Annotated in this window: 19 protein-coding genes; 11 read left to right on the top strand and 8 right to left on the bottom strand. The window is 71.6% G+C overall.

Features of this window, described 5'->3' with window-relative positions; translation table 11 throughout:
- Position 1 precedes the first annotated feature (1 nt).
- From PKE99_RS08205 to PKE99_RS08185, 5 genes are all read right to left on the bottom strand, one after another.
- Entirely contained in the window at positions 2–670 is a 669-nt protein-coding gene (locus PKE99_RS08205; protein ID WP_037040927.1) for a TetR/AcrR family transcriptional regulator, read from the bottom strand.
- Positions 671–728: 58 nt separating this feature from the next.
- On the bottom strand, positions 729–1,826 hold the full coding sequence (locus tag PKE99_RS08200) for a serine hydrolase domain-containing protein (protein ID WP_231498043.1): 1,098 nt from the start codon (positions 1,824–1,826) through the stop codon (positions 729–731).
- A 152-nt stretch (positions 1,827–1,978) separates the two neighbouring features.
- A complete protein-coding gene (locus PKE99_RS08195) occupies positions 1,979–2,596 on the bottom strand; it encodes a response regulator transcription factor (protein ID WP_037040922.1) in 618 nt (205 codons plus the stop codon).
- A gap of 110 nt (positions 2,597–2,706) precedes the next feature.
- Positions 2,707–3,792 (bottom strand): NAD(P)-dependent alcohol dehydrogenase, encoded by a 1,086-nt coding sequence (locus tag PKE99_RS08190; protein WP_037040920.1) that lies wholly within the window; start codon positions 3,790–3,792, stop codon positions 2,707–2,709.
- Between the two features lie 39 nt (positions 3,793–3,831).
- Positions 3,832–5,328, bottom strand: coding sequence for an aldehyde dehydrogenase family protein (locus tag PKE99_RS08185; RefSeq protein WP_051736784.1), 1,497 nt, complete (start codon positions 5,326–5,328; stop codon positions 3,832–3,834).
- 170 nt (positions 5,329–5,498) lie between these two features.
- Between PKE99_RS08185 and PKE99_RS08180 the strand changes: the two genes are divergently transcribed.
- From PKE99_RS08180 to PKE99_RS08170, 3 genes are all read left to right on the top strand, one after another.
- Positions 5,499–6,410 (top strand): LysR family transcriptional regulator, encoded by a 912-nt coding sequence (locus PKE99_RS08180; RefSeq protein WP_037040917.1) that lies wholly within the window; start codon positions 5,499–5,501, stop codon positions 6,408–6,410.
- A 443-nt stretch (positions 6,411–6,853) separates the two neighbouring features.
- Positions 6,854–9,316, top strand: coding sequence for a CaiB/BaiF CoA transferase family protein (locus PKE99_RS08175; RefSeq protein ID WP_037041622.1), 2,463 nt, complete (start codon positions 6,854–6,856; stop codon positions 9,314–9,316).
- A 52-nt stretch (positions 9,317–9,368) separates the two neighbouring features.
- Positions 9,369–11,741: an acetyl-CoA acetyltransferase gene (locus tag PKE99_RS08170; RefSeq protein WP_037040916.1), complete on the top strand. Its 2,373-nt coding sequence runs from the start codon at positions 9,369–9,371 to the stop codon at positions 11,739–11,741.
- A 275-nt stretch (positions 11,742–12,016) separates the two neighbouring features.
- Here PKE99_RS08170 and PKE99_RS08165 read toward each other — a convergent pair whose 3' ends face one another.
- The gene (locus tag PKE99_RS08165) at positions 12,017–14,044 is read right to left on the bottom strand and encodes a linalool dehydratase/isomerase domain-containing protein (RefSeq protein WP_037040913.1); all 2,028 of its coding nucleotides are present in this window, start codon (positions 14,042–14,044) and stop codon (positions 12,017–12,019) included.
- A gap of 59 nt (positions 14,045–14,103) precedes the next feature.
- Positions 14,104–14,310 (bottom strand): hypothetical protein, encoded by a 207-nt coding sequence (locus PKE99_RS08160; protein ID WP_037040910.1) that lies wholly within the window; start codon positions 14,308–14,310, stop codon positions 14,104–14,106.
- Between the two features lie 287 nt (positions 14,311–14,597).
- Between PKE99_RS08160 and PKE99_RS08155 the strand changes: the two genes are divergently transcribed.
- The 4 genes from PKE99_RS08155 to PKE99_RS08140 are packed head-to-tail and all read left to right on the top strand — an operon-like array spanning position 14,598 to position 17,716.
- On the top strand, positions 14,598–15,527 hold the full coding sequence (locus tag PKE99_RS08155) for a hydroxymethylglutaryl-CoA lyase (RefSeq protein ID WP_037040908.1): 930 nt from the start codon (positions 14,598–14,600) through the stop codon (positions 15,525–15,527).
- A gap of 25 nt (positions 15,528–15,552) precedes the next feature.
- Positions 15,553–16,317 (top strand): CoA transferase subunit A, encoded by a 765-nt coding sequence (locus PKE99_RS08150; protein WP_037040905.1) that lies wholly within the window; start codon positions 15,553–15,555, stop codon positions 16,315–16,317.
- 17 nt (positions 16,318–16,334) lie between these two features.
- Positions 16,335–16,952 carry a 3-oxoacid CoA-transferase subunit B gene (locus PKE99_RS08145; RefSeq protein ID WP_197040486.1) on the top strand — a complete coding sequence of 206 codons (618 nt, stop codon included), beginning with the start codon at positions 16,335–16,337 and terminating at the stop codon, positions 16,950–16,952.
- Complete coding sequence (locus PKE99_RS08140) at positions 16,949–17,716, top strand: enoyl-CoA hydratase-related protein (RefSeq protein ID WP_037040901.1); 768 nt, start codon at positions 16,949–16,951, stop codon at positions 17,714–17,716. Before PKE99_RS08145 ends, PKE99_RS08140 begins: the two co-directional genes overlap by 4 nt.
- On the opposite strand, the gene PKE99_RS08135 is transcribed toward PKE99_RS08140, so the two are convergent.
- Positions 17,709–18,572, bottom strand: coding sequence for a FadR/GntR family transcriptional regulator (locus PKE99_RS08135; RefSeq protein WP_051736783.1), 864 nt, complete (start codon positions 18,570–18,572; stop codon positions 17,709–17,711). The two genes, PKE99_RS08140 and PKE99_RS08135, sit on opposite strands and share 8 nt — an antisense overlap.
- A gap of 309 nt (positions 18,573–18,881) precedes the next feature.
- Between PKE99_RS08135 and PKE99_RS08130 the strand changes: the two genes are divergently transcribed.
- From PKE99_RS08130 to PKE99_RS08115, 4 genes are all read left to right on the top strand, one after another.
- Positions 18,882–20,249 carry an IS110 family RNA-guided transposase gene (locus PKE99_RS08130; protein ID WP_197040459.1) on the top strand — a complete coding sequence of 456 codons (1,368 nt, stop codon included), beginning with the start codon at positions 18,882–18,884 and terminating at the stop codon, positions 20,247–20,249.
- Between the two features lie 304 nt (positions 20,250–20,553).
- The gene (locus tag PKE99_RS08125) at positions 20,554–21,279 is read left to right on the top strand and encodes an SDR family NAD(P)-dependent oxidoreductase (protein WP_081923760.1); all 726 of its coding nucleotides are present in this window, start codon (positions 20,554–20,556) and stop codon (positions 21,277–21,279) included.
- Between the two features lie 29 nt (positions 21,280–21,308).
- A complete protein-coding gene (locus PKE99_RS08120; RefSeq protein ID WP_037040897.1) occupies positions 21,309–21,686 on the top strand; it encodes a nuclear transport factor 2 family protein in 378 nt (125 codons plus the stop codon).
- A 55-nt stretch (positions 21,687–21,741) separates the two neighbouring features.
- Positions 21,742–23,097 carry an MFS transporter gene (locus PKE99_RS08115; protein WP_051736782.1) on the top strand — a complete coding sequence of 452 codons (1,356 nt, stop codon included), beginning with the start codon at positions 21,742–21,744 and terminating at the stop codon, positions 23,095–23,097.
- The last annotated feature ends 284 nt before the right edge of the window (positions 23,098–23,381 follow it).

The raw sequence follows: 23,381 nt of genomic DNA, 5'->3' as shown, positions 1-23,381 counted from the left end.
GTCAGGCCGGACGGGTCCGCCCTGCCGACAACCCGGCGATGGTCACCACCACGAAGTCGGCGAGAGCGTCGGCGAAGTCCATCTGGGTGGCGGCGATCTCGGGATCGGCGGCGTACGCCGCGCACACCGCCTCGGACGGCTGGCTCTGCGGCCACGCCGCGCTGGTCATGAGGAGCGTATAGGCCAGCAACCGATACGCGACGTCCGGTTCCAGGTCCACATGCCGTCTGATGGCCTCGACGAGCACGTTCGCGGACACCGCGGTGGTCCGCTTGTGATGGAGGGCCACCTCAGTGGAGATGTTGCGCTCGAGCACGGCGGCCTGAGCACTGACGAGATCACACAGCACGGGACGGGTCGCCAGCGAGTCGGCCACGAGTCGGGCGAAACGGGTTGCTCGGGCTCCCGGCTCCGACTCCTCGGGGACGGCCGCTCGGGCGATCTCGTCGACCCAGTCCCTGAGCTCCGCGTCGAGCAGCTCGAGCAGGATCGCCTCCCGGGACTCGAAGTAGCGAAGCACGTTCGACTTCGCGAGGCCGACCCGTCGGCTCAGCTCGTTCAGGCTCAGCTCGGCGACCGGCATCTCCGTCAGCATCGAGGCCGTGGTGGCGAGGATCGAGCGCCGGCGCTCGTTGCGCTGCTCTTCGCTCCGCGCCCGCTGGAAGTCCACGGTCCTCACCTTACAAACCCACCCTCCGCCGGACGCCGAGCACGAGACCGTGCTCGGCCTACAACGCCGAATAGACGGCGTCCAGGTAGCGTTTGGTCCGCTCGAAGGTCAGGACGCCACTGCCCGCCGCCATGCGGTTCGGGGTGTACGAGACGGTCAGCGCGCGGCTCTGATCCATCACGATCACCGAGCCTCCCCATCCGCCCCACCAGCACACCCTGCCCGTCGGGACGGAGGGGAAGGCGTCGTTCGGGGTGAGCCCGAACCCCGTGCCCCATCTCACGTGCACCCCGTTGACCAGATCGACGCCGTCGGCCTGCACCTCAAAAACGCGATCCACGGTCGCTTCGGACAGCAGTCGCTCGCCCCCGGCCGCGCCGCCGAGGGTGATCACGCGCATCAGGTCGACGAGCCCGCGGGCGTTGGTGTGGACGTTGGCCGCGCCCACCTCCGCGCGGCGCCAGCCCTCGGTGTTCGCCAGCTCCGCCCGCGGCAGCGGTCCGGTCATCGTGCGGAAGGGGATGCCCGCCGGGTCGATCCCGGAGGTGTCCAGCTCGATCGCCGGCGGCAGCACGACGGGAGCGACGCGGTCGTCGTCCTCCCTCCGCACGCCCAGCTGGACGTCCGCCTTGAGCGGCGTGGCGAGCTCGTCGGCGATGAACCGCCCCAGCGTCCGCCCGTCCACCCGCCGCACCAGCTCGCCGAGCAGGTGCCCCTGTGTGAGCGCGTGGTAGCCGGCCGCACTCCCCGGCGTCCACCAGGGGGTCTGGGCGGCCAGCCGGGCCACGGCGCTCTCGTGGTCGTAGAGGTCCTCCATCGTGACCGGCTGCTCCCACCCCGACAGACCCGAGGTGTGGCCCATCAGGTGTCGGACCAGCACGCCCTCCTTGCCCGCGGCGGCGAACTCGGGCCAGTACGCGGCGACGGGCGCGTCGAGATCCAGCAGTCCGCGGTCGACCAGGACCAGGATGGCCAACGCGGTGACCGGCTTGCTGCTGGAGAAGACCGATACGATGGTGTCCCGGGTCCAGGGCGTGGTCCGTCCCTCGTCGCGGTGCCCGCCCCAGAGGTCGACGACGGTTTCCCCGTCGAGGTCGACCGCGACCGACGCCCCGACCTCGTCGGTGTCGAGCAGGCGCGCGAATTCGTCTCGCACGCCGTGAAACCTGTCGTGACAGCTGCCCAGTGGTGTCATGCATCCTCCGTCGCCCGAAGACCAACAGGCCGTAGGCCTGTAAAGACCACCGGTCCGTTTCGCGGAGAGATTAACATACCGGCGGTCTTATGGACAACGGGCGTGGCGAGGTGTCAGAGCAGGGCTTCCCGGAAGGCCACGGAGACGGCATCGGTGCGACGCCGGGCGCCCAGCTTGGTCATGAGGCCCCGCACATGGAACTTGGCGGTGGTCTCACCGATGTGCAGCAGGTGCGCGATCTCGCGGTTGGTGAGACCCCGCGCAACGAGCCGGAGCACCTCCTGCTCTCGGGTCGTGAGCCGCAGCGACCGCGGCCTCTGGGGTCGACTCCCCGACCCGGCACCCGTGACCAGGTGCCCGGGGTTCGTGCGCACGGACCGGACGGCGGCGAGCACGGCGGCGAGATCCTCGTCCCGCGCGACGAAGCCCGCCGCTCCCAGCGCGACGAGGTCGTCCGCGGACGCTCCCCCACCGGCCCCCGGCAGGACGAGCACCGGCGTCCGCGGTCGAGCGTCGACCCACTCGGTCAGGTCGTCTCGCCCGAGGGGCTCCGCCACCTCACGGGTCATGTCCACGAGCACGACGTCCGGCCGCAACTCCCGAACGAGGTCCGCCACCGTGCGTGCCGACCCGGCCTCGGCGAGAACGGTCAGGTCGTCGTGCTGACGGGCGAGCGCCCGCAGACCCGCGCGGACCAGGGGCGAGGGTGACACGACGACCAGGCTCGTCACGCGTCGGACCGCCGGGGCCGGGTGCGGCTCAGACCAGCCGGTCGGCCGAGCGAGGGCTGTGCGGGACATGCGGGCTCCCTGCCCGGCCGCGAGACCGGCGTCTGAGGAGGTCAGAAGGTGAGGACGGGCTTGACGACCGCCCCCGACGCGACCTCGACGGCATGGTTGATGTGCTCGAAGGGGAAGCGGGTGACGACTTCGTCGACCGGAAAACGCCCGGCTGCCTGCCAGGCCAGCAGCCGCGGGATGAGCTCGGCGGACACCGAGTCCCCCTCGATGCTGCCGCGGACGGACTTGCCCGATCCGATCAGGTCGAGGGTGTCGAGGCCGATCTCCGGCGCACCGATGCCCACGAGGACGAGCGTGCCGAGCGGTCCGAGCGCGCGGAAGGCGTTCCCGATCGCGCTGGGCACCGCGGTCGTGTCCAGCACGTATCCGGCCCCGCCGCCCGTCAGGTCCCGGAGCCGCTCGACGACGTCCGGTGCGGCACCGTCGACGGTCGCGGTCGCGCCGACTTTGGTCGCCACGGCGCGGCGTTCCTCGGAGAGGTCGACGGCGACGACCGTCTCGACGTCCAGCGCGCGGGCGGCCATCACCGCCGCGACGCCCACCCCGCCGGTGCCGAACACCACCAGGCTGCTGCCCGGGTCCGGACGCATGACGTTGACGACGGTGCCCGCGCCCGTCTGGAACCCGCACCCCATGGGCGCCGCGGTGACGAGGTCGGTGTCCGGGGATACGACCACCGCGTTGCGCGGGGACACGATGGCGTGCCGGGCGAAGCTCGACTGCCCGAAGAACGACGACCAGACCGGGGCGCCCGCCTGCGACAGCGTCGAGCTGCCGTCCGGCCTGGTGCCCCCACTGTTCAGTGCCCCGAACTCGGCACAGTACGCCGGACGACCGGCGGCGCAGCGTCGACACCGCCCGCAGTGGGCGTAGCTGAGCAGGACCTTGTCGCCCGCCCGGAACCCGTCGACCTCCGCTCCCACGGACTCGACCACGCCCGCGCCCTCGTGGCCCAGGACCGCGGGCGCCCCGTCGGGTGGGGCCATCCGGGACAGCAGGTCGGTGTGGCACACCCCGGTGGCGACGAGCCGCACCAGCAGCTCGTCCGGACGCGGGTCGTCGATGTCGACGTCCTCGATCGTGAAGTCCCCGTGGGCCCCGCGGGAGATCGCGGCCTCAGTACGCATTCGGCACCTTCCCTCGTTGGATGCAGCCGTGGTCGGTGGTCACTCGCCGAGGCGGGACCTGATCTCCTGGGCCGTCCGGTGGATGGCCGCCGCCAACCCGTCCGCCGCGCCCGGGTCGGTCGAGGCCACCAGACGGGTGGCCATGCCCTCCGGGCCGGTGTTGGCCGCCACCGTGCGCAGGTGGCTGAACTCCCGGAACCCGATCTCCCCCGTGTAGGCGCCCATGCCGCTGCGGCCCACGCCGCCCGACGGCGCGCCGACGATGGACCAGTGCAGGATCAGATCGTTGCGGCTGACCCCGCCGGACGTCGTCCGGTCCAGGAAGCGGCGGAACTCGGGCCCGTCGGAACCGAACCAGTAGGCCGCGAGGGGGCTCGGCCTGCCGTTGAGGTCGTCGATGACGGCGTCGAGACCGTCGTAGGGGTGTACAGCGATCACGGGGCCGAAGATCTCCTCGGACGCGACGTCCATGTCCGGCGTGACGCCGAGCAGCACCGTCGGCGCGATCCGCCGGGTGGCGCGATCCGGCAGCCGGACGAGTTCCTCGGCAGGCACGATCCGATGCACCTCGGCGCCCTTGGCCTCGGCGTCCGCCACGAGCGCGGTCACCCGGTCGAAGTTGCGTTCGTCGACGATCGAGACGACCGCGGGGTGCTCGGCGTAGGTGGGGAACTGCGCACGGAAGGCGGCCTCGAGCCGGGCGACGAAGTCGTCGAAGCGGGCCCTCGGCACGTACACGAGGTCCGGGCACAGGCAGAGCTGGCCGCCGTTCGTCAGCCGGGCCCCGGCCACCCGCTCGGCCGCGACGTCGAGATCGGCGTCGGCCCCGAGCACCACCGGGTTCTTGCCCCCCAGCTCGAGGGTGACCGGGACGAGGTTGCGCCCCGCAGCCTCCGCCACCTTCGCGCCCACACCCGGGGACCCGGTGAAGATGAGGTGGTCGAACTCGAGAGCCGAGAACGCCGACGCGGTGGTCACCCCACCCCGCACCACGACGACCTCGTCCGGGGACAGCCGTCGAGCGACGGCGTGAGCGAGTACCTCGGCCGTGCGCTCGGGCACCTCGGACACCTTGATCATGACCCGGTTGCCCGCCGCGAGCGCCTCGATCGCGGGCACGGCGACCAGGGAGACCGGGAAGTTCCACGGCCCGACGACCCCGACGACCCCCTTGGGCCGGACCTGCACGAACGTCGGTGTGCCCGCCTCCGCCGAGCCGGGCACCTCCTCGTCTCGCATCCAGGAGGCGAGGTTCTCCCGCACCAGCGCGGCGACCGGGATGAGCCCGGCCACGTCGGTGGTCAGGCTCGCCGCCCGCGGACGCGAGCCGAAGTCGGCATCGAGGGCTGCGGTGATGTCCTCGGCGGACTCGAGCACGGCGAGGACGAAGCGGTCGATGCGGTCCAACCGGGTCTCGAGGTCGGGCGGGCCCTCGGCCAGGAACGCCGCCCGCTGCCGACCGAGCAGGGCCCGCAGGGCCTCGTCCGGGGGGTCGACGGGGAGCGCCGCATCATGCCGCGCGTCGATGACACTCACTCTGCTTGCTCCTCTGGCGGGGGAAGGTCCGGACTGGACTCTCACACCTGGGGCTCACCGGTGCCATCGCGGATTCGGGCACGTCCTCGTGTTCGGCTCGACAACATCGGCCCGCATGCCGCGGCGGTCGTCGTTTGACGAGGTCCAGCGGCCGGGACCATGCTGAAACCATGGATCTCCCGCAGCTCCGGTGCTTCCTCGCCGTCGCCGAGGAGCTGCACTTCGGCAAGGCCGCCGCCCGTCTCCACCTGACCCCCTCCCCCGTCAGCCGGATGATCAAGAGCCTGGAGCGGGAGCTGGGCGGGGACCTGTTCGTCCGGATGCACCACGACGTGCAGCTGACACACCTCGGCGAGCGGATCGTCGAGCACGTGCGCACGATCGTCTGGGAGACCGACCGGCTCCCTCGGCTCGCGGCGAGTGCGCTGGCCCAGGACCGGGTCATGCGCACCGGAGCCAGCTATCTGATCCCGCCCAGCCTCACGGAGCGCTTCCTCGATCTCACCGAGTCGGTGATGGGCAGCGGGTCGGTGGAGTCCATCATCGGGCTGTCCAGCGTGCTGGTCCCGGACGTGGTCGACGGCGCGCTGGACGTCGCCATGGTGCACCTGCCCGTCGTCGACCCCCGACTGGACTCGCTGATGTTGAGCGCGTACGAGTTCTTCGTCGCCATGCGCGCGGACGACGAGCTGGCCGCCAGGCCCGAGGTCACCATGAAGGACCTGGTCTCGCGCACCGTCGTCGTCGGTCCGCCGACGCCACACCCCCTCGCGGTCAACAGCCACCATCACCGGCTGGCCGAGGAGGGCATCACCCGCTTCCACCAGATGGGCGCCCTCGACAACGTGCAGTACGCCGCGTACATCCGGCGCCACGGTGCCGTCACGGTGACCACGAACCCCGCCCACGGGGGCTTCGCGTCGGTCTTCCTGCACCCGAGCTTCGCCGCGGTGCCGCTGCGCGGGGACCTGCGGTTCGAGGTGGGCGTCACCTGGAACCGGGCGCGGCACGCCGAGGACCCCGTGTTGCAGAAGCTCGTGCAGGCCCTGCGCGACGACCGGGACGGGTTCACCCCGAGCTGAGCCCCGCCTCGCTCGGCTCGGGTCGGGCCACTCGCCCTGGCCCCACCGGCCCGAGGAACGCCGGTGGACGATCATCAGCTGCCCCGCCGATGGCGCTGGTCGGTCGGCGAGTACACGGCTCCATGGGCCATGCCGCGCAGCGGTTGCGCGCCGACCGGGAAGGGGCGGACCGAGCGCACCTGCGGGGATCCCGACCAGCGCCAGGAGGTCGTCCCGGGGGGGCGTACGGCCTCCCGCTCGTCGGTCGACACCGGTCGGCCTCCCGTCACTCCGGGGGCCGTTCCCACCACGGTGCCCCTGACCGGCGACGTTGCCGATCCGAGGACGTCAACGTCCCGAAGAACGCGCTGGACACCGCCGTGAGGTGCCCCGAGCCTCGATGACGACGGTACGAGGCCCGACGGGTGGTCGGCCGGTGACAGCAGCAGGGAGGCGTCGTGACGATGGGCGACGGAGAGCGACGGTCGTCTGACGGACTCCCGCTCGCGGGAGTCCGGGTCGTCGACCACACCGACGGCGAGGGGACCGAGACGACGGCGCGCCTGCTCGCCGACCTCGGCGCGGACACCGTGCGGGTGGAGCCCCTCGAAGGGGCTCGGTCCCGGGCAGGCGAGTTCTACGATCAGGTACACAACGTCAACAAGCGGTCGGTCACGATCGATCTCGGGGCGGGGCGGGACCGGGAGCGGTTCCTCCGCCTCGTCGCGTCCGCGGACATCCTCGTGACCTCGTTCCGTCCCGGCGAGCTCCCCCGTGGCCTCGATGCGGAGGACCTGGCCGACCGGTTCCCGGAGCTCGTGGTCGTGTCCGTGACCCCGTACGGCCGGAGCGGGCCGTACCGCGACTGGGCCGCGACGGAGGCCACCCACCTCGCGCTCGGAGGCGTTCTCTCCCGGTCGGGGCTCAGCGGGCGAGACCCACTGCTCCCCCCGGGCACCATCGCCACCGAGTCCGTCGCGGCGCAGGCCACCTGGTCGGCGCTGGTGGCGTATCACCACCGACTGACGAGTGGGGTCGGCGATCTGGTGGACTGCTCGGTGTTCGAAGGCACCGTGCAAGGTGTCGATCCCGGGTACGGGATCGGCGGCACCGCGAGCGGGGGGGTCCCCGGGTGGAACGGCCCACGGGGCCGCCCGGATGCGCGCCACCTCTACCCCGTGTTCGCCTGCCGCGACGGATGGGTGCGGCTGTGCATCCTGTCCGGGCGTCAGTGGCACGGGATGTTCCGTTGGCTCGGCGAGCCCGAAGAGCTGGCCGACCCGCGGCTGCACGTGCTGAGCGAGCGGTTCCGCGCGACACACCTGATCTTCCCGGCCATCGAGCGTCTACTCGCGGGTCTGACCCGGGCCGAGGCGATGTCGGCGGGGGACGAGTTCGGCGTACCCACCGCGGGCGTCGCGAGCCCCACCGAGGTTCTGCAGAACCCCCAGTTCCGCGCCCGGCGGGTCTTCGCCGAGGTCGAACTCCCGAGTGGTGCCCGGGCCTCGATGCCGGACGGCATGGTCGAGATCGACGGACGGCGGGCGGGCCTGCGCACCCCCGCACCCGCGCTCGGCGCCCACACCGCGGACGTGCTCGACGCGCTGCCCGCCCTCGCCGCCCCTGAGTCCGTCCGGCCCGTGGTCGCCCCCGCCCGGCCCCTCACCGGGCTTCGCGTCCTCGACCTGGGAGTGATCGTCGTCGGGGCGGAGACCGGCCGGCTCTTCGCCGACCTCGGGGCGGACGTGATCAAGGTCGAGAACGGCGCGTACCCGGACGGAGGCAGGCAGTCGTCCTCCGGCGCAGTGCTGAGCGCCGGCTTCGCCTACGGCCACCGGTCCAAGCGCAGCCTGGGGCTCAACCTGCGGTCCCCACGCGGCCGCGAGCTGTTCCTCGACCTCGCGCGCCGCTCGGACGTGGTGCTGTCGAACTTCAAGCCCGGGACGATGGACAGCCTGGGTCTCGGCGTCGCGGCGCTCTTGGAGGTCAACCCACGGCTGGTCGTCGCGGAGAGCAGCGCCTTCGGTCCGACGGGTCCCTGGAGCCGCAGGATGGGGTACGGACCGCTCGTCCGTGCTGCGGCCGGGTTGTCGACGCTCTGGCGTTACCCCGGCGAGTCCGAGGCGGACCGCACGAGCTTCAGCGACACCACGACGATCTACCCGGACCACGTCGGTGCCCGGATCGGGGCGGCCGCGGTCCTCGCCAAGCTGATCCAGCGGATCCGCACCGACACGGGCGGTAGCGTCGCGGTCGCGCAGGCCGAGGTGATCCTGGGTCACCTGGGCAGCAGGCTCGCGCGGGAGTCGGTCGAGCCCGGCGGCCTCGTCGCCGGCGCCACCCGTGACGGGGTGCTCGACGGTCTCCACCCCTGTGCCGGCGACGACGAGTGGTGCGTGGTCTCGCTGCGGTCCGACGAGGACTGGGTCCGGCTGGCGGACGTGCTCGGCGTGCCCGCCCACGAGCCCCGCTTCGCCGACCACGACGGCCGGGTGCGGCACCGGGCGGCGCTCGACGCCCTGGTGACGGCCTGGACCACGCAGCGCGGGCCGCGAGAGTGCATGGAGACCATGCAGGGTGCGGGGGTGCCCGCAGCCATGATGCAGCGGCTCGCCGAGCTGCGGCTGGACCCCCACCTCATCGCGCGCGGCTTCTTCCACACCCTGTCCCACCCACTCGTCGGGTCGGACATCCCGTGCGAGGGGGGCCCCGCGCTCTTCCGCCACGTCGCCGACCCGGACCCGACCCCGGCCCCCTTGCAGGCGGAGCACACGGAGGAGATCCTGCACGAGGTCCTCGGGCTGTCCCGTGAGCGGATCGCCGACCTCGTGGCGGACGGGACGGTCGAGATCCTCGCCCCGGACGATCGACTCCCCGCCGCCGTCGACCCCACCGCCCTCCACCCCACCGCCACGGCACCGGCCTGAAGCCCACGGTCCGGGACCGCGCCGCCGTACGCCGCACGAAGGAGCCACCACCATGTCCATCACCGGGCTCGATCCGAGCACACCGGTCCTCGTCGGGGTCGGACAGGCCTCGGACCCGCTCGGGTCCCCCGGCTACCGGGCGGCCTCCGCGGTCGGGCTCGCGGCCGACGCCGCCGCGGCGGCGCTCGCCGACACCGGGGTGGACCCCGCACGGGTGGCCGCGGCCGTCGACACCGTCGCCGGGATCCGCCAGTTCGAGATCACCACCCCGGGTGCTCCCGCGCCGCTGGGCCGCTCGACCAACTACCCGCGCTCCGTCGCGGCGCGCGTCGGGGTGGTCGCCCGGCGGGCGGTGCTGGAGGTCGGCGGCGGCCAGGGCCCGCAGCACCTGGTGAACGAGCTCGCCGCCACGATCGCCGACGGCCGGAGCGAGGCCGCGCTGGTGTTCGGCGCCGAGGCCATCTCGACCGTGCATTATTTTGCCGCCGCGGCCGGTGACCGCCCGGACTTCACCGAGGAGGTCGACGGGGACCTCGAGGACCGCGGTTACGGGCTGCGCGGGCTGATCTCGCAGCACCAGGCCCGGCACGGCCTCGTCGGCGCGCCCGCCCAGTACGCGTTGTTCGAGAACGCCCGCCGCGCACGGCTCAAGCTCTCCCGGGCGGAGTACGCCCAGGAGATGGGCCGGTTGTTCGCGCCGTTCACGCGGGTCGCGGCACAGAACCCGCACGCCTCGGCGCCGACCGAGCGCAGCGCGGCCGAGCTCGTCGAGGTCACCGAGCGCAACCGCATGATCGCGGACCCCTACCCCCGCTACGTCGTGTCCCGCGACAAGGTCAACCAAGGCGCGGCCGTCCTGCTCACCTCGGTCGCGACCGCGGAGCGGCTCGGGATCCCGCGGGACCGCTGGGTGTTCCTGCACGGCCACGCCGACCTGCGCGAGCGCGACCTCATGCAGCGTGAGGACCTCTCTCGCAGCCCGGCCGCCGTCATCGCCGCCCGGCACGCCCTGGAGGTCGCGGGGATCACCGTCGACGACCTCGCGACGCTCGACCTCTACTCCTGCTTCCCCATCGCCGTCAGCAACGTGGCGGACGGCCTCGGGCTCGACGCCGACGACCCGCGTGGGCTCACCCTCACCGGTGGGCTGCCCTTCTTCGGCGGCGCCGGGAACAACTACTCCACCCACGCGATCGCCGAGACCGTGCAGCGGCTGCGGAGCGCCCCCGGGACCTACGGGTTCGTCGGGGCGAACGGCGGCGTGCTGTCCAAATACTCGGTCGGCGTCTACTCCACCACCCCCGTCCCGTGGCGTGCGGACGAGTCGGCCCGGCTCCAAGCCGCGATCGACGCGGCCCCGGCCCCCCGGGAGGTCCGCGAGGCGGAAGGCTGGGCGACCGTCGAGACCTGGACGGTCGCCCATGATCCGGGCGGGCCGGTCGGCGTCGTCATCGGGCGGCTGGAGGCGGACGGGCGACGCTTCGTCGCTCGGCACGTCGCCGGGGACACCGCCCTGCTCGACCTGTTGCGGGAGGGCGAGCCCATCGGCGCCCGGGTCTACGTCCGCGCCGTCGACGCCGGCAACCGGGTGACGCTGGACGATCGTCGGATGGATGCGGTCCTCCCCGCCCGCACCCCGGGATTCCGCACGGACTACGAGCACCTCCTGGTCCGCCGGGAGGGTCGGGTGCTCGAGGTGACCATCAACCGACCGGACCGGCGCAACAGCCTGCACCCGCCCGCCAACGCCGAGCTCGACGAGGTGTTCGACGCCTACTTCGCCGACCCCGACCTGTGGGTCGCGATCCTCACCGGCGCGGGCGAGAAGGCCTTCAGCGCGGGCGCCGACCTCGTGTGGGCCGCGGAGGGCGCGCCCGTGACGGTCCCGAGGAACGGCTTCGCGGGTCTCACCGCCCGCCGGTCGCTACCCAAGCCGGTCATCGCGGCCGTCAACGGGTTCGCGATGGGGGGTGGGCTCGAGATCGCGCTGGCCTGCCACCTGATCGTCGCGGACACGTCGGCCCGCTTCGCCCTCTCCGAGGTCCGGGTCGGGTTCGTGGCGGGCGCGGGCGGTCTGGTCCGGCTGCCCCGGACCCTCCCGCGCAACCTGGCCACCGACATGATCCTCACCGGGCGCAGGCTCACCGCCCAGGAGGGGCTCCACCACGGCCTCGTCAGCCGGGTGACCGAGCCCGGCGCCGCACTCGAGGGGGCCAGGGCCCTGGCCGCCGAGATCCTCCAGGGCTCCCCCACCTCGGTGCGGGTGTCGCTGGAGATCATGGGCGAGACCGAGGGCATCGCGGACACCGTCGACGCCGTGCGCCACCCGTCGGACGCGATGGACGAGCTCGTGTTCAGCGCGGACGCCCAGGAGGGCCCGCGCGCGTTCGCCGAGAAGCGTGCTCCGGTCTGGCGCAACCGGTGAGCTGACCGCCGCACCGCCCCGGCGGGCGGCCCCCACGGACGAGAACGCTCGGCCGGATCATCCGGCCGAGCGTTCTCGTCTGTGGCGCAGTTCGCGGCAGTCTCACCGCACCAGGCTGACGGTCTCCGGGGCCGGCCGCCGCGACTTGGCCCGGCGCAGCCGCCAGGCCGTGGTGAGCCGATCGACGGCCTCGATGAGCAGGATGCAGCACGCCATCGTCTTCGATCTTCCTCTCCGGCTGGGCGGGGATGCCTCCGAGCCGTCGCTGTTCTCCGCTATGCCGGGACGACGTGCAGCTCGGTGCGGCCCTCGACGTCGACTTCCACCGATGCGGCACCCGAGGAGTCTGCGTCGAACTGCTGCTGCACGGCGCCCTGCGCCTTGTAGCGGCGTCCGGGGACCAGCTGCGAGAGCTCGACGGTGCGCCGTCCACTGCCCGACCCCGGGTGCAGCACGACCTCGAGGTCCTCGCCGTCGTTGCTGACCGCCCGGCCGACCAGGACCTCGGGGTAGGGAACGGACTCGAGCAGCGGTCCGGTGCGCCAGTGCTCGGGCATCCCCTTGCTCATCAGGTTCAGCCACGTGCCTTTACGCGCGAACATGCTGTGTGCGACCTCGGCGTGGGCCATGCCGGACGCGCCCTCGACTTGCAGCCATCCGCGGTCGTTGACGTAGACGTCGTGCTTCTCCTGGATGCCGGCCAGCGCACCGAGGGCGAGCTCCTCCTCGCCCGCCTCCCGCATCGCCCCGGCGATCAGGGCGGTGCCGTAGGTCCCGTTGGTGGAGTAGTTGCCCGGGTCGAAGACTCCCTTGCCGGACTTGAGCCGGACGGCCCCGTCCGGACGGGTCTCGAAGGCGCCCTTGGTCAGCGCCCAGGCCCGGTCCGCCAGGTTCGGGGCGAACGGGCGCTGGTAGGCCGCGGTGAGAATGCCCGTGGCCGAGGGCCCGGACAGGCCGGTGCGAGTCGACATGTAGGCCCTGGTTAGCCCCTCCGGCCCAAGGAACTCCTCCTGGAACCCCGCGACGTAACCGGGCCCGATCCGGTCGAAGAGGTCGGAGCCGTGGATCTTGGAGTGCAGGTAGGCTCCGGCCACCCCGAAGGTATTGCAGAGGGTGTAGATCCAGTTCGGCTCACACGCCACCAGGCCGTAGGGAGACTTCTCGAACTGGTCCGCCAGGACCGCGAGCATCGTCTCGTAGGAGTACGAGAAGGACAGCCGCGAGTTGACGACGAAGCTCAACGAGTCGGGCTCGTTGAAGCGGTAGTCACCGGTGAGGCGCTCGTAGGCGCCGATGGTGGTGGAGAGCCACCCGCCGAGCATGATGTTCTGGCGCACCATCGGGTCCGGGTTCAGGCTGAGGTTGCCCCACAGGTTCTCCCAGAACCAGTACTTCCAGACGAGGGGCTGTTGGTGCTTGAGGATCAGCTGCCGCTGCGCCTCGGAGACGTAGCCGCGGAAGGCGGGCATCCGCGCGTACTGCAGGGCCTGCAGCGCCCGCATGTTGCCCGTCATGCTGTACCGGACCGCCGATTCGCGGAACTGGTCGATCAGCTCGTAGTTCGACCAGTCGTTGGCCTCCTGTAGGGAGATGTCGACCAGCCTGCGCACCAGCGCCAGCTCGACGTCATCGAGCTCCTCGGCGACGGCCACCTCGGGTGCGTCCGTGCCCCGCAGCGGCGGAGTCACGGTCGAAAGGTACTGATTGACCCCCGCGCCCTGCTCCTGCTGACGGGCCAGCAGGGCCTTGCGCCGCAGGGCCTCCACTCCGTAGGCCCCCGCGATCGCCGTCGCAGCGATCGCCGGGACGGCGGGTGAGACGGCCCGGCCGGTCCGGTTCCGCAGACCGGCGTGGACCGCGCTACCCACCCAGGCGAGCGGCGGAGCCACGTTCATCCCGGTCGAGAAGAACGCGGTCAGCGAGGCGGGCAGGGACGCCGCCGCGCCCACCGCGCCCACCGGGCGCCCCGTGGCCAGATGTCCCAGACCGGGCGCGATCAGCCCGGCCCCGAACGCGTTGAGCCGGGGTCGGTCCGGCACCAGCGACAGCGCGAGTCCCGCGAGCTGCCCTGCGGTGACGGAGAGCCCGACCCGGCGCATCGCGGCCCGGGTCGCCTGCCCGAACCGGTGCTCGCGCTCCGGGATCAGGATGGACTCGACATCGACCGGTGGGGCCTCGCCCCCGGACTCGGGCAGCGCGGGCGCCGCCTTCGTCCGTACGGCTCCCACGGCGCTCGCGACGGACGCTCCCGCCGCGAGTGCGGCGATCGTGAGTCTCGCCTTGCGTGTCAACGTGTTCCCCACGCCCCGTCTCCTTCGTTCCACAGTGAATCCAGACCGCGTCTGCGGTCGACCGAGCGATGTCAGACGAGTTTGGCCGGGGTGCGCCGCCCGGACTCGGCCGCCGTCCGCGCTTCCCCCACCTGGAACGGAGCTCGTTGGGCGTCCGTGAAGACGACCCTCATGATTCCGCAGAACAGCGGGTAGCCCCACAGCTCCGGAACGGTTCGGGTCAGCTGGTCGTACTTCTCGCCGACCTTGGTCACCACCGACGACCGGGTGAGTGCCACGGCCTCCTCCTCACTGAGACTGACGCGACGCCGACATGTCGAGAACCTGCCCCCACCGGACGCGACGTCGCAGGCCGGGGGCCTCGAGCAAACGTTAGGGCCGGTCAGTGGGCGACGCCATCGTCGGTTCGCGTACGGCGACGTTGCGGAGCGAGCAACGTCACAGGCCATGGCTGTAGGCGCTCGCCGCCGCACTCCCCCTTTCGACCACGACAGGTTGTCGCTTACAGTATCCTTAATTGGAGTGGCGGCGGTGAAAGGCACCGCTACGACGCGAGGAGGCGACGGTGGACTTCGGTGTGGATCCGCTCGACGGGCTTCCGTTGCCGTCAAGGGTCACGATCTGCGAGGTCGGTCCGCGGGACGGGCTTCAGAACGAGGCTACGGCGGTGCCCGTGGCCGTGAAGGCGGAGCTCATCGAGCGCCTGGTCGACGCAGGCCACGCGGTGGTGGAGACGACGAGCCTCGTCCACCCGAAGTGGGTGCCCCAGCTCGCCGACGCCGAAGAGCTCCTCCGGGGGCTGCGGCCGGCGCCGGGGGTCCGGTACCCGGTGCTGGTGCCCAACGATCGCGGGCTTGAGCGGGCCCTGGACCTGGGCGTCCAGGACATCGCGGTGTTCGGCAGCGTCACGGAGACCTTCGCCCGGCGCAACCTGAACCGCACGGTCGACGAGTCGCTGGAGATGTTCGCCCCGGTGGTCGCGCGCGCCCGCGAGGCCGGCCTCGGTGTGCGGGGATATCTCTCGATGTGCTTCGGCGACCCTTGGGAGGGCGCGGTCCCGATCCCTCGGCTGCTCGATGTCGCCACCCGGATGATGAGACTGGGCTGCACCGAGCTGAGCCTCGGCGACACCGTCGGCGTCGCCACTCCGGGCCGGGTCGTGGCCGTCCTCGACGCGCTCGTCGCCTCCGGGATGTCGATCGACACGATCGCGGTGCACTTCCACGACACCTACGGCCAGGCCCTGGCGAACTCGCTCACCGCGATGCGGCGGGGAGTCAGCACGATCGACGCCTCGGCGGGTGGCCTGGGCGGGTGTCCGTTCGCCGGATCGGCGACCGGCAACCTGGCGACCGAGGACCTCCTCTGGCAGCTCCATGGGCTGGGCGTCGAGACCGGGGTGGACCTCTCGAAGATGGTCGAGACCAGCATCTGGCTGGCCGGGCATCTCGGCCGACCCAGTCCGTCGCGGGTCGTGACCGCACTCACCGGCTGAACCGTCCCCGACAGGAGGAATCGACATGGACAAGGTGGTGACCGCCGACCAGGCGCTGGCCGGCGTCCGCGACGGTGCGACGCTCGCGGTCGGAGGGTTCGGGCTCTGCGGGATCCCGTCCACCCTGATCGCCGCACTGCACGAGGCCGGGACGACACGCCTGGAGGTCGTGTCCAACAACTGCGGGGTCGACGACTGGGGGCTGGGTCTCCTGCTGTCCGACCGTCGGATCCGGCGCGTCACCGGTTCCTACGTGGGGGAGAACAAGGAGTTCGCCCGCCAGTACCTGGCCGGCGAGCTGGAGGTGGAGCTGTGCCCCCAGGGCACACTCGCCGAGCGGCTGCGCGCCGGTGGTTGCGGTATCCCCGCGTTCTTCACCCCTGCCGGCGTCGGCTCCCAGATCGCCGACGGTGGGCTGCCCTGGCGCTACGCCGCCGACGGGGCGGTCGCCGTCTCCTCACCCGCCAAGGAGGTCCGCACCTTCCGGGGGGTCGACCATGTCCTCGAAGAGGCCATCGTCACCGACTTCGCGCTCGTGGCCGCTGCCAAGGGCGACCGCCACGGCAACCTCGTGTTCGACAAGTCGGCCCAGAACTTCAATCCGCTGTGCGCCATGGCCGGGCGGGTCACCATCGCCGAGGTACAGGAGCTCGTCGAACCCGGCGAGATCGATCCCGCCCACGTCCACCTGCCCGGCGTTTTCGTCCAACACGTCGTGTACGCCCCCGACGTCGAAAAGCGTGTCGAGAAGACCACCGTCACGGAGGCAGCCGTGGGAGTCGAGTCGTGAGCCTGTCCCGCCAGCAGATGGCCGCCCGTGCCGCCGCCGAGCTCCGGGACGGCGAGTACGTCAACCTCGGCATCGGTCTGCCGACGCTCATCCCGAACCACCTCCCCGCCGGGGTGCACGTGGTGCTGCACAGTGAGAACGGGATCCTCGGCACCGGCCCGTACCCCCACGCCGACCACGTCGACCCGGACCTGATCAACGCGGGGAAGGAGACCGTCACCGTCCGCCCGGGTGCGTCCTTCTTCGACTCCGCGCTGTCCTTCGGGATCATCCGTGGCGGCAACCTGGACGTCGCGGTGCTGGGTGCGATGCAGGTCTCCGAACGCGGGGACCTGTCGAACTGGATGGTCCCCGGCAAGATGGTCAAGGGCATGGGTGGGGCCATGGACCTCGTCCACGGCGCCCGACGCGTCATCGTCCTGATGGAGCACACCGCCCGCGACGGCTCGCCGAAGATCCTGCGTGAGAACACTCTGCCCTACACGGGGCTGCGGGTGGTCGACCGGATCATCACCGACCTCGCCGTGATCGACGTCACCTCTGACGGCCTGCAGCTGGTCGAGACCGCCCCCGGCGTCACCGAGGACGAGGTGCGAGCGGCCACGGACGCGCCACTGGGTGTGGCGGCACCGTGACCGAGCTCGTCCACCGCGAGACATATGACGGCATCGCGACGATCACCCTCGACTCGCCCGCCAACCGCAACGCGCTGTCCGCCCAGCTGCGTCGCGAGCTGATCGACCACCTCGACTCCGCCCTCGGCGACGAGGCCGCCCGAGTGGTCCTTCTGACCCACACCGGGACGGTGTTCTGCGCGGGCATGGATCTCAAGGAGTCCCGCGGTGCCGCGGCGGAAGACCAGGGCGTCTCCGAGCTGCCACGAATCCTGGAGACGCTCTGGACGTCGCCCAAGCCGGTGCTCGCGCGGCTCACCGGACCGGCGCGGGCGGGTGGCGTCGGTCTCGTAGCGGCGTGCGACATCGCCATCGCCGCCGACACCGCCACCTTCGGCTTCTCGGAGGTGCGGCTCGGTGTGGTGCCCGCGGTCATCTCCGTGACCGTGCTACCCCGGCTGACCCCCCGCGCCGCCCAGGAGCTGTTCCTCACCGGCGAGACCTTCGACGCCGTGCGCGCGGTCGAGGTGGGACTGCTGAACCGGGCGGTGCCCCGCGAGGCGGTCGATGCGGAGGTGGATCGTTACCTGGACATGCTCCGGCTGGGCGCCCCGGCAGCGCTCGCCGGGGCCAAGGAGCTGCTGCGCCGCGAGCGACCCGGCACGATGGCAGCGGACTTCGCGGCGATGAACGCGCTCTCGGCGAGGTACTTCGCGGGCGCCGAGGGCCAGGAGGGGATCCGCGCCTTCGGCGAGCGACGTCCGCCGTCCTGGGTCGTCAGGTGAACGGATCCCTGAAGATCGCCGCAGAGTCGCGACCGGGACGCCCTGTGGTGTCGTCGCTCGCTCCGAGCGGATCACCTCGCTTGTCGTGGGGCTCGGAGACGTCGGGGCCGATCTGACGGTGCGCCAGCAGCCTCGGCCCGGGCGGTTCCGCCTGCGCGCGGAGGCTGTCGAAGATGTGGTCGAGATGCACCCTCATGTGGTGCCTGGCCAAGGCGACATCGCCGGAGACGACGGCGTCCACGATCTTTGCGTGTCCCTCGCTCACCTCCCCGGCAGCTCGGGCGGTCCGCGTCATCGACCGCCCGCCCACGCTGAGCCGGGTCAGGACGTCGATGAACAGCTCGAACGCCGGATTGCCGGAGATGCGGGCGAGCGCGGTGTGCAGATCGTTGGTACCGAGCAGGCCGGTCTGCTGAACCTCGTTCTCTCGCTCGAGGGTCGCCCGGAGCAACGCGATGCCCTCCTCGTCGATCTGTCGCGTGGCCAGCTCGACGCATTGCAGCTCCAGCGCGACGCGCGCCTCGAACACCTGCTCCCAGGTGGCGTTGCGATATCCGAGGTACAGCGCCGACGCCCGGACCGCGGCCGCGGAATCCGGTGCCTTGACCACGAGGCCTCCCCCGGGCCCTCGGCGCATGTAAGCCACATCGTGGTGTTCGAGGATCCGCACCGCCTCGCGGAAGACCGCCCTGCTGACCTTGACCCGGCTCAGCAGATCGGACTCGGACCCGATCACCCTGCCGACGGGCCATCCCGCCGTGACGATCTCTTCTTCGAGCTGCTCGGCGACTCGAGCCGCGAGCTTCCCCTCGGTGTCCGGCCGCGCCGTGGAGACGCCCGTTCGAGCCTCACTCATCACTGTAAAGTAGCGCTCTGGCCCATCAAGCGTGCGGCGGCTGCCCCGGGCTGTGCGGCGGTCGCCATGGGACCCGGAGGAACCGGGCCGCTCCGTGACGAGATCGGTACGTTCTTTTCCGACTTCCCGCCCGGAGACGGGGCGGACTGGTCCCGGCGACGCCTGCCAATTCCTACTGCTCAGCAGCTCTGGAGGGGACCCGCCGTCGTCGGTGGCCCTTGGTAGTAACAACCTGAGCGGTTGAAGTCGCGGGACATCCTCCTGGTGGGGTGTGCGGGCTTGGAGTCCCAACCGCACCAGGAGGATGTCGTGTCCGACCGTAGCCGTCGCCGGTTGTCCCGGGGAGATCGCCGCCGCAACGAGAAGCTTGGGCTGCTGCGCGAGATCGTCACGCGGGAGACGGCGGTGCTGGCGTTCGATCTGGCCGCGGACAAGCAGGTGTGCGCGTTGACCGACCCGGACTCGCGGGTGCTGGCGCGTCGCACGGTCCGGGTCAAGGCCTGGCAGCTGTCCGAGGCGGTGGCGTGGGGGCTCGCGCGGGCGGCCGAGGCGGGGTTCGAGTCGGTGGTGGTCGGCTGCGAGCCGACCGGGCACCGGTGGCGGGTGCTCGACCAGCTCGCCGCCGAGGCGGGGGTGCGGCTGGTGTGTGTGCAGCCGCTGCTGGTCGCCCGCGCGCGGGAGGCCGAGGACTTCACCCGCAACAAGAACGACGACGTCGACGCGACGATCATCGCCCGGTTGGTGACCGAGCTGCGCTGCTACCTGCCCGAGCGAGCGGACCCGAGCTGGGCGCGGCTGCGGCACCTGGGCGCGCGTCGGGCCCGGCTGGTCACCGCGGCCGGCGCGGCCCGCCAGCAGGTCCGCGACCTGCTCGAGTGCGCCTGGCCCGCGGTGCTGGGCGCGGCGAGCAAGCCGTTGGTGTCCGCGAGTTGGCTGGCCGCGGTGGCCGTCGCGACCGACTGGGTCGACGCCTCCGGGGACCTGGGCGTGCTTGCCCGGCGGGGGTTCGACGCGTTCGCCGCCGCGGTCCGCGCCGAGCTCGGCCCCACGCGCTGGTACTCCGCGATCGTGCGCGCGGTGTTTGCCGCCGCTACCGATCCCGCGCACGCCGCGGTCGGAGTGGCCGGGCAGCGCGCCGGCGCGCTGGAACGGGTCCGGTTCGCCCTCGACGACCTCGCGCACGCCCGCGCCGAGCTGGCCCGGGTCGAGGCCCGCATGATCGGCGTGCTCGACACCCTCGGGCTCACCGAGCTCGTCGAGACCATCCCCGGGCTCTCCGCGGTCGGCGCCGCGGCGATCCTGGCCGAGACCGGCGACCCGACCCGCTTCGCCAGCGCCCGCTCGCTGGTCAAACACGCCGGGCTGTGTCCCCGCGACAACGCCTCCGGCACCTACCAGGGCAAGACCGGGATCAGCGGGCGCGGCCGGCCCGAGCTGCGGCTGGCCGCCTGGCGAGCGGTGTTCACCGCGCTGCAGCACAACCCGGTGCTCGCCGCCCGCCACCGGCACCTGACCGGCCGAGCCGACAACCCGTTGACCGACACCCAGGCCCGGGTCGCCGTCGCGGCCAGCCTGCTGCGCCAACTGCACGCCGTGGTCGTCACCCGCACCGGTTGGAACTCGACCATCGCCGCCGGTCTTGATCGCGACGAGCGGGGAACCGCCGCTGCCGCCTAAACCCGCTGCCGTCGCCGATCACGGGGCGGGGCGAGCTCGCATCGCCGTCGGGACCCGATCCCGCAACTGACCATGAGCAGCCCCGCCCGTCTCCCCGCAAGCCCGGATGAAGGCTGTCGGGAACAACCCGCTTGAACGCTACGTAGGGCCAGAGACGGGCGTACGGCACCGCCCGCAGCGACACACCCCACCACCTAAAGATCAACTCGGCGGGCACGCCCCGCCGAGCCGACCCAACGCGCCCAAGATCACCGGACACCAGGACTTGACTTCGTCCTCATAGGTTCGTCAGGGCAGAACAGGCATCTGGTCGCGAGCCCCACCCGGTACTCCGTGGATACCGCGGACGCGACTCCTCGTTTGTCGCCGCGGCCGTACTGCGTGGAGGGGCGAATGCGATCGCGACGCCACGACGCAGGACCCGAAGGCCGCGACCGGCTGCGCCGAGGGCACCGCGGCAGGCCTCGAGACGCTCGGCGGCCTCGACATCCTGGTCAACAACGTCGGCGCCGGCGCCGTCCGCGGCTTCGACGACATCACCGACGAGGACTGGCAGCGCACGCTGGATCTCAACTTCATGAGCTACGTGCGGGTGACCCGCGCGTGCCTGCCGGTGTTGCGCCGCACCGAGGGCGCCGCCATCGTCAACAATGCTTCCGACCTCGCCCGCCAGCCCGAGGCGATGCCGATCGACTACGCCGCCAGCAAGGCCGCAGTTCTGGCGATGACGAAGGGCCTCGCCCGCGCAGAGGGCCCGCACATCCGGGTCAACGCCGTCGCGCCCGGGCCGATCTGGACGCCCTTCTGGACCAAGCCGGGCGGGTTCGCCGACACCCTCGCCGAGGTCCACGGCCGCGAGCCGATGGCCGCCGTCGAGTACGAGATGAGCCAGCGAGGCCTGCCCCTCGCCCGCCTCGGGACCGCCGAGGAGGTCGGGAAGGTCGTGGTCTTCCTCGCCAGCGGTGCGGCCGCCTTCGTGACCGGCGCCGTCTGGGGCGTCGACGGCGGCAGCATCCGCAGCCTCATCTGAGCCCCGACACGTTTGAGAGGACCGTTGCGATGAGCACCGACAAGGACGAGGCCATGATCCTGGAGCTAGAGCGGCAGCGTTTCGACGCCGTCGTCGACCAGGACTTCGAACTCTTCGCCTCCACCGCGCACCCCGCGCTGATGTACACCCATTCCAACGGCGTCACCGACACCCTCGAGTCCTACCTCGAGAAGTGCCGCAACGGATTCTACGTCTACCACCGCATCGACCACCCGGTGACGAAGATCGTCATCGAGGGTGACACCGCTGTCGTGCTCGGCGAGATGAACGCCGACCTGACCGCGGGCGGCACCCGAAAGCAGCTCGCCAACACCTCGCTCGCCGTATGGGTACGCGACGGCGAAAGTTGGAAGCTCCTCGCCTACCAGCCCACCCCCAGAGCCTGACCAGCACAACGACGCCCTACCGTCCCCGTTCAACACACCATCCGGAGCACCCACCATGAGCGACCAGAGCGTGACAGAGATGTCGCCCGAGCGGTACAAGATGGCACGTCGCGCCACCATCACCAGCAGCCTCGGCACGGCGATGGAGTGGATCGACTTCACCGCCTACGGGGCTCTCGCCGCCACCGTCTTCCCGATCATCTTCTTCCCCGCAGCGGACCCCACCACCGCATTGATCGCCTCCTTCGCCACGTTCGGTGTCGGCTACGGCGCCCGCCCGCTCGGTGCGATCATCTTCGGCTACATCGGAGACCGGTGGGGCCGCAAGAACCTGCTGATGTTCACCCTCATCCTCATGGGTGTCGTCTCTCTCATCATGGCGGTACTGCCGACCTACCAGCAGATCGGCATCTGGGCGCCCGCGCTGCTCGTCTCGCTGCGCCTCCTCCAGGGCATGGCCCTGGGCGGGGAGGCATCCGGCGCGCAGATCCTCACCGTGGAGCACGCTCCACGTGACAAGCGCGGCATCTACGGCGCATATACCCAGATCGGCAACCCTGGCAGCCAGCTGATCTGCAACGCACTGCTCGCCATCCTCACCGCGGTTCTCTCCGTCGAACAGTTCCAGAGCTGGGGCTGGCGGGTCCCGTTCCTGGTCAGCTTCGCCCTGGTCGGCATCGGCATCTACACCCGGGTCAAGGTCGCCGAGTCCCCCGCCTTCACCCATGCCAAGGAGGAGGGCGCCACCGCCAAGCGGTACGTCCTCCGCAGCCACCCCGGCACCGTCGTCCGGCTGCTGCTGATGTGGGGAGGCGTCACGGTCGCCTCGCTGACCACCACCGCCTTCGCCGTGTCCTACGCGACGAAGAACCTCGGCATGACCTACAACCACGTCTTCCTCGCCCTCATGGTGGCCACCGGCCTGGGCATCATCCCGCTGCTCTTCGGTGGGCGGATCAGCGACCGGATCGGCCGCCGCAAGACCGTCATCATCGGCACAGCCGCCCTGCTCGTCGCCTGGATCCCGTTCTTCCCGCTGGTCAGCACGGCCAACATCGTCCTCGTCGGCCTCGGCATGACGCTGGTCTACGGCGGAACCCAGTTCATGGTCGGCGTCCTGCCGATCCTGTTCGCCGAGCCCTTTCCCACCGACGTCCGTTACTCCGGCTCCGCGCTCGCCTACACCGGCTCCCAGCTGGTCTTCGGCGCCCCCGCCCCGCTAATCGCGACCCTGCTCTTCACCTCAGCCGGGGTCACCGGTGTCGCGATCTTCGTCGGCGCCTGCATCGTGCTGTCCATCGCGATGGCCCTGATCACCCCCGAGACCCGGGGCAGGGACCTGACCGAGGGCACTCCGGCGGACCCGGCGTCCGCCACGGACGGCGCCGCTGTCACGGTCGAGTCCCGCTGAGTTCGTGGCCCCGGTGGTCCAACCCCTCCCACCGGGGCCACGAACCCACTTGCGACACCGTCGCGGACCGCTTCGCCGTGCTGGTGGCCCGCGCCGGGAGTCCGGTACGGCTATCGGTGGGGCGCGGTTCTCGCACGCAAGGCAGCCGGTCCGAGGCTCGGTGGCGATGGTGCTGACCGCCAACCCGCTCGGCCGCCCGACGCTCGGTAGCTGCTCGGGGGCCGCGGAGGCCCCGACGGCGCTGACCCCGCCCGCGATGACAGTCAGGACCGCGGCTGCGCTCG

The organism is Pseudonocardia halophobica (assembly GCF_027922425.1).
Taxonomy (GTDB): domain Bacteria; phylum Actinomycetota; class Actinomycetes; order Mycobacteriales; family Pseudonocardiaceae; genus Pseudonocardia; species Pseudonocardia halophobica.
Note: the sequence above shows the minus strand (reverse complement) of the source record. Positions and strands in the feature narration are given on the sequence as shown.